This is a genomic window from Bradyrhizobium sp. Ai1a-2 (genome assembly GCF_000426245.1).
Lineage (GTDB): Bacteria > Pseudomonadota > Alphaproteobacteria > Rhizobiales > Xanthobacteraceae > Bradyrhizobium.
The window spans coordinates 1-6,661 of record NZ_AUEZ01000157.1; the positions used below are offsets into that span (position 1 = coordinate 1).

The 6,661-nt window shown below is 58.1% G+C and carries 2 protein-coding genes and 3 pseudogenes; 1 reads left to right on the plus strand and 4 read right to left on the minus strand.

The genetic code is table 11. The features are described from left to right. Positions 1 to 236: pseudogene (locus K288_RS51660) on the plus strand (transposase); the annotation flags it as partial. 91 nt (positions 237 to 327) lie between these two features. On the opposite strand, the gene K288_RS53920 reads toward K288_RS51660, so the two are convergent. From K288_RS53920 to trpD, 4 genes and pseudogenes are all read right to left on the minus strand, one after another. Then, the gene (locus K288_RS53920) at positions 328 to 1,644 is read right to left on the minus strand and encodes a peptide ligase PGM1-related protein (RefSeq protein ID WP_027584698.1); all 1,317 of its coding nucleotides are present in this window, start codon (positions 1,642 to 1,644) and stop codon (positions 328 to 330) included. A gap of 187 nt (positions 1,645 to 1,831) precedes the next feature. Then, positions 1,832 to 2,367 (minus strand): annotated as a pseudogene (locus K288_RS51665) (AMP-binding protein); the annotation flags it as partial. 1,432 nt (positions 2,368 to 3,799) lie between these two features. Further along, positions 3,800 to 4,267: a flavin reductase gene (locus tag K288_RS50030; protein ID WP_051335043.1), complete on the minus strand. Its 468-nt coding sequence runs from the start codon at positions 4,265 to 4,267 to the stop codon at positions 3,800 to 3,802. Between the two features lie 633 nt (positions 4,268 to 4,900). Further along, positions 4,901 to 5,913 (minus strand): annotated as a pseudogene (trpD, locus tag K288_RS48715) (anthranilate phosphoribosyltransferase). Positions 5,914 to 6,661 lie beyond the last annotated feature (748 nt).

The following is a 6,661-nucleotide window of genomic DNA, read 5'->3' on the forward strand; positions in this document are numbered from 1 at the left end:
ACCCGTTCGGTGGACAATTTCGTGCAGGCCATGGGCATGACCGGAATCTCCAAGAGCCGGGTGAGCCGGCTCTGCGGTGAGATCGACGAGAAGGTGAAGGTCTTCCTCGCGGTCCGATCGAGGGCGACTGGCCGTATTTGTGGATCGGCGCCACCTACGTGAAGGTCCGCCAGAATGGCCGCATCGTCTCGGTCGCGGTGATCATCGCGGCGAGTCTCAAAAATGGCGGCCGGCGTGGGGGGCTCATGCAGATTACTATCGTTTCCAACTCTGGATCGAATGGAACGAGAGATGCCCAAGAGCACGGACATGATCCAATGATCACAATCAGAGCATCGTCAATAGTCGGTGCTCCAAATTGCGGCTCGCCAGCCTGTCGCGTGCCATCACGAGGCACTCCACCGTGCCGGCCTCTTGATCGGCAGCAAGCGGTATCACTCCTTCCTTGTGTGTACTATCGAACAGAAGTCCTTCATTGGCGAAATAATCAATTGCTGTTCGGAGAGACCTCGATCGGACGTCACGTACAGATGAAACCACATAAGAATTGGAGTAGTCGGGTCCTAGCAACCGGACAGCAATGCTGTGTACCACCGAGCCGCCACCCCACCGACCGTTCGCTTCATTAAACAGCAGCTTCCCGTCGATGGAGAAAATGGCGTCGATATTGATCATTCCGCGGTATCCCAACATCCGTGCAAACTCTACAAATCGATGGGCGTGCGCGTAAGCGGTCGAGCAGTGCTCATTGCTCAAGTCGCTTGGAAGCTCTAATCCAGTCCAGATGAGAGCCTTTTCGGATCGGTCTTCGCTTCGACGCAGACGTATGTTTCCACTGTTGACGTACGCAATTGAGCCCTTCTCCTCGATTTCGAACTCAAGGTAGAACATTGAACGGGCCAAGTGGTACGACTCGACGATCACCGTCTTACACGAAGGGGTTGTTATGTCAGACCAGAGTGCGTCAGGGTCAAACGATGGCCAAAGGACTCGCCGGGTTTCTCTTGCCCCAGGTAGTGGAACGCTGTCGTTGCCGTTCAGTATAATGTTTCCGACCCCGCCCGCTCCATTGTCTAGCTTTACAATGACCATGCCGGTTTCAAACCTCAAGGAATTGACCGCTCTCAGCAATTCGTCTGAGCTTGTCGTGACGCATCCACTGGGCAGCGGAAGTCCGACACTTGTTGCCAGTTGACGGAAGTGACCCTTGCGGTTCAATAGGTCTGGACCTCGCTGCAGAGCGAAGTCGTCCCCGTTCTGCGGTATGCCAAGTATCGCGGCTACGCGCGCAACGCCTTCGGTGGAGTAGCAAGGACATAGTTTCCAATCTGCTCTCTGAACGATGTGGCGTCTGATTCGTTCAACAATTGTATTGGACTGCAGAGTGACATCATCAAGGACCGTGTTTTCCTGGGTTTTCTCAGGCAGCAGCACCATGACGGTCGATGGGTCGAAGTTGAGCGTCGCACCGATGTAGTGCAGCAGGTCGGCTGGGATGGCTACCGGAGAGACTATTAGGTCGTCCTCCTGTGCAAACCATGTGGAGCGCCAAGCCGACTTGGCACCAAGCGAAAGTTGGGTTGCCGTCAGGTCGGCGCCGGACATTTGGGCGTTACCCGCATTCATGATCAGGATCCGCGGCATCAACGCGCTCCCCGGTTATTTGGCGTTATTGGACCAAAAGCGCCGCGTCCACGACGATCAACTCGCAGAAGCGCATTTTTGTAGACGAGTAGACTGAAAGCGAGTTTGGCTTCGACACGCAAGATCGCCTTCGGGCGGCGGGGGAATTGTTGCCAGCGCACAATCCTGCTCAATTGCTGCCTACTTGCTAACTTGATCGCGCCTCGAGGTCTTTGAGCAGAAAATGCTGGACCGTGCCCAACGCCGTTCGTGGCAATTCTTCGGTGAAAATAATTTCGCGCGGCGTTTTGAAGCGGGCGAGCCGAGACTAAACATACGCCGTCAGCGCTTCCGCGTCAACCTGAGCCCCCGACCGCCTGAGCACATAGGCGACCGGCACTTCATCCCAGCGCGGATCGGGCCGACCGACGACGGCGCTTTCGGCGACAGCGGGGTGCTCCATAAGCACGCGTTCGACTTCCGCCGGATAGATGTTCTCTCCTCCGGAAATGATCAGGTTCTTCTTGCGATCATGGACCCCAAAATGTCCATTGGCATCGCGGAGGCCGATATCGCCAGTGTGATACCAGCCGTTGCGCAGCGCCTCGCGCGTTGCTTGCGCCAGTATTCGGAGAAGACATTGGGCCCGCGCACTGCGATCTCGCCTGGGGTGCCTGGCGGTAACTTCTCGCCGGCATCATTGATGATCGCCGCTTTGCAGCATAGGTCAGGCAAGCCGGCCGACGCCAGCAATAATCCCGTGCGCTTACTCGCGCTCGGTGGATTCGCGCTCGACATATTCGCTGCACACATTGCAGGCGAGCAAGGGCCGTGCGGTACATCAATCATGCGATGCTGTTTGGCGCCAAGCATGGGCGTTACATTTCGGATTCCGTGGACGGAGCTCCTATTGCGTGCCGGCAGGGAGGCGCGGACGTGGAGATACCGCGCTCGCCAGGTGCTGGCTTGCTGGTCGATCGTGTCCGCGGGCTCGTCTCTCGTCGAGCGCCACCACAGCTTCCCGCCTATCATCGCCGACGAGGCTCGCCCCTGTCAGGGGCTCGGCACGAGAGTGCAGTTTCTGACGATGTCATGAGAACGAGGTACGGTCGATGTAATCTGACGTGCAGGCTATTGCTCGCGTACTGCGCGACAGGGCCTGCGTGCATCTGACCATGGTGATAAGCGCACCATGATCCCCTCAATACAGGCTCGCCGCACATATAGGCGGCTCTGGGATCTCCATCTTTGAAGCCAACAATGGCCCGGCACTGGCCTTCAGTGTGGTCGACTAGCAAGACCTTCTTGGAGCCATCTGGTTTTTTCACGTTTCCACTCCGAGATACCGGGCAATCCCACCGAATGTCGCGCCCGTCGTGGCGAACGACACTTGCCGCCAAAGCTCGTTGAGAACTTCTGCAGCCGGCTTGACCTTTGTGCGTTGAGGCCATTTGTCGCCGCACCAGTTCCCGGTGATCTGTACGGAGACCAAAACGCCGTTCCGAACTCAGCGCGATCCTGTGCTGGCCAGGGGAGAGGCCAGTCGGCCGCGCCGCACGAAAGAGAACCTGGCGCAAGCGCTTCGGATCCACATCTGCTTTGAACTGCTCTGACTTGACCTCCTTTGTGGCATCCAGATCAGTATGGAAATACAGCGACGGTTGAATCTCCTAGCTCGCAGAACCCTTCACAATCGCCCGCCATCCCTGCGCGAGGCAAAATCGACAGAGCTGGCGTCCGGAGACCGCATCAAACCGCGCCCGAAATGTTCTTTGCTTCAAGACTTCATTGTGAGCTCCGACCGGATGCGCTCGCACAACTCCTTCACCACGCCAAGCAGAAGTTCGCGCTTGTTCTAAAACGCGTCCTATGCAAGACCGTCCAGAATACCCACGATCTTTCGAACTGAGCTTCCTTTCCCCTCCGGCGACGGCGAGGCGAACACATCGGTACCTGATGTCGAAGCGCTCGTCCTGCGCCGCCCCCAAGTGCGCTGGCGACCTCCACCCGGAGTGTAAGCCGGCTTTCGCTGGAGTGCTCGAGAATCGAGACGGCCTCGTGCGACGTGAACCTAACAGGTTGAGACATTCGACGATCCATACTTACCTTAGGACCTCTGACACAGGGAAATCGGCGCGACTACTTTGAAACCGTACAACGTGACGCTACGTACGATTCAAGCCTCTTTGGCCTTGTCGTGTGAATATGTCCAAACTCGTGGGTCTTCAGGAGCAGCGATCACACGAAATAGAAAAAAGCTCCGCCATTCCTCAAAGCATCTGGCCCGCGCCGGACCGTAGTTCGCGCCGAGATCCGAGGAGGCCCTGATCCCACCGGGCTGTATCGAAACAGTGGACATCCTTTGCGGCATGCCGGCCGGCCAAACGCTGCGCGAGGTCCTCCTGATCGCAGCCGAGAAGACCCACGCTAAAAAAACCTTGGCGAGAATCGCTTCGTGAGCCTCCGAATTGGCCTTCATGCCGACCAGTAAGCAGGGCGTCTCCATGCAGATCGAGCTAACAGAACTGACCGTCAGCCCGCGCTGTCCGGCGGCCGCTCCGGTCGCTACAATGGCGACGCCGCTCGCCAGATTGCGCATGGCTTGGCGAAACGCGATCGTGTCGATGGATTGAATATCGCTCATCTGGAAAGAAAATTTTCAGCTCATAGCCAAGCGCCGAAGTGGCGTTTAGCTTCGAATGCTTGCGCCATGTGGAGATTGCTTTGACCTCGACACTCGAAACTCCTGCTCGACGCCTATCTTTCTGTAGCGCGAGATGAGTGAGATTGACTAGAATCGATAGCTCCGGTTGGATGACAACGTCATGATGCGCCACATTGGATCGCATCCCTTCGAAATCGTCGCATACCACCAGCGACGGTGACGGCGCCTGCACTTCCGAACAGGAGAATGTTCGTGATCTATCTGCGCGTGACGTCATTCACTGCGAGTTGTCCCTTGGTGTGAGAGGCGTGCATCGGCACCGCGCTGTTGCGCTCTCCGAGACTGTAGAAATAGGCGCTCTCTCGCGAAAATAAAGTGCGTATCCAGCGTTGCATGCAGCGCACTCCGCAGCTCAGGCGGGATCGCGTCGTCTGAGTCGATCAGTTCCCGAAACTTCAGAAACATGCGTTCAATCTTTGCGATTGATCCGAACACTGTGATCGTTTGCCAGCACATCATCAATTCTCTCCTATGGCACGACAGCGCGCACGCGCGATCCGCTTATAGGCTTGGATTTTGGTCAGGATGTCGGACATCGACCAGCTCGAGTTGTCAAACGTTGGAGACTAAGATGAGCCGTTTCAATCGCGCCGCCGCGGCACCGCTATCAACCGATTTCTGCCCAATGGCGATGCCTTCCTTCAGCGTCGAGGTCCGACCGGCCACGATCAATGCCGCGGCCGCGTTCAGAAGCGCTATATCGCGATACGGGCTTGGCGTGCCGTCGAGCACCATTTGCAGCGCGACTGCATTCGCACCGGCATCGCCGCCCTTCAGCCCATCGCTGCCGCAGCGGCGGAGGCCAGCATCTTCCGGGGCCACTTCGAAGGTGCGGATCTCGCCCTCCTCAAGCGCGGCAACAAAGGTTGGGCTGGTGAGGGTGACCTCATCGAGTCCGTCCGAGCCGTGCACCACCCACACCGAGTCAGCGCCTAGATTCTTCAACACCTGCGCCAAAGGTTGGACCCATTCGCGCGAAAACACCCCGACCATCTGCCGCTTGATACCGGCCGGATTGGACAGCGGTCCCAAAAGATTGAAGATGGTGCGGGTGGCAAGCTCAACCCGGGTCGGGCGGACATGCTTCGTGGCCGGATGGTGGGCGGGCGCAAACATGAAGCCGATCCCGGCCTCGCGCACGCAACGGCCGACCTCTTCCGGCCCGAGGTCGATCTTCACGCCGAGCGAAGCGAGCACGTCGGCCGCTCCCGACCGTGACGACGCGCGCGGTTGCCGTGCTTTGCTACCGGCACGCCGGCGCCGGCGACAATGAAGGCCGCGCAGGTGGAGACGTTGACTGAGCCCGAACCGTCACCGCCAGTGCCGACAATATCGACCGCATCGGGTGGAGCCGTGACGCGCAACATCTTGCTGCGCATGGCAGACACGGCGCCGGTGATTTCCTCGACCGTTTCGCCGCGCACGCGCAGCGCCATCAATAATCCGCCCATTTGCGAGGGCGTGGCTTCGCCCGACATCATGCTGTCGAAAGCAGATGCCGCCTCCTCACGGAACAGCGTGGCGCCGGTGGCGACTTTGCCAATGATCGATTTGAGATCGTCCATCGCGAACTTTCAAGTTCAGTTGCTGCTGCTGGCGCCCGGTGATCTGGCCAGTGGCCTGGTTAACCGACGTGTCAATGTCGTTGTCCAGGTCGTGACAAAAACCGCGAGCTGCTGTCGGCTAGGAGACGTAGCAGGCTCTCTTTCAGCTTCTTCCTCTGGGGAGATGTGAAGTCGAGGGGTGGCCCGCTGACGCCGGACAGGACCCGCATCGTGTCGCCGTTGCCTTCCTGTCTGACGTTGTCCTTCCCGGTAGACCTCGGCGATCGCGCCAGCGCGCAGGCCGAGGTCGTCGCCGGACTACATTTCCTACCGTTGCCGCTTCGGGCTTACGCCGCCCATCAACTTGCGCTGTGCATCGGAATCGGCTCCGTGCACAGCCATCCAAGCGAGAATTGATCCCGTCGTAGTTCGGTGTCCGCCATTCTGCACAATCGGTAAAATTGACTGTTTTGTTCGACCGCATCCGCACCATGACTAAACTCACACCATTTGTTTCAAAGGCTTGCCACGGATCTTCCACAAAGGTCGCGTTCTTCCGCCTTCATCAGCGAGAGTTCGATTCGAACGGCATTCAGTTGCGTATCGCGCCGCAACCCGGCCGCGGCCGATGCCCAGATGCCCATCGAGACCTGTGCAAGGTCACATTGGTTTCGAAGCCTACAACCTGACGCTACGTAAGATTCAAGCGCTTTGAATGTCTTGCTGAACCGGATTTGCTTGCGGTCTCAGAAAGTTTCCATTGTCGAAG

What these genes read in the sequence shown, in the direction of transcription:
- K288_RS53920 (WP_027584698.1), bottom strand. Translation starts at nt 1,644, where the DNA reads ATGCCGCGGATCCTGATCATGAATGCGGGTAACGCCCAAATGTCCGGC.
- K288_RS50030 (WP_051335043.1), bottom strand. Translation starts at nt 4,267, where the DNA reads ATGAGCGATATTCAATCCATCGACACGATCGCGTTTCGCCAAGCCATG.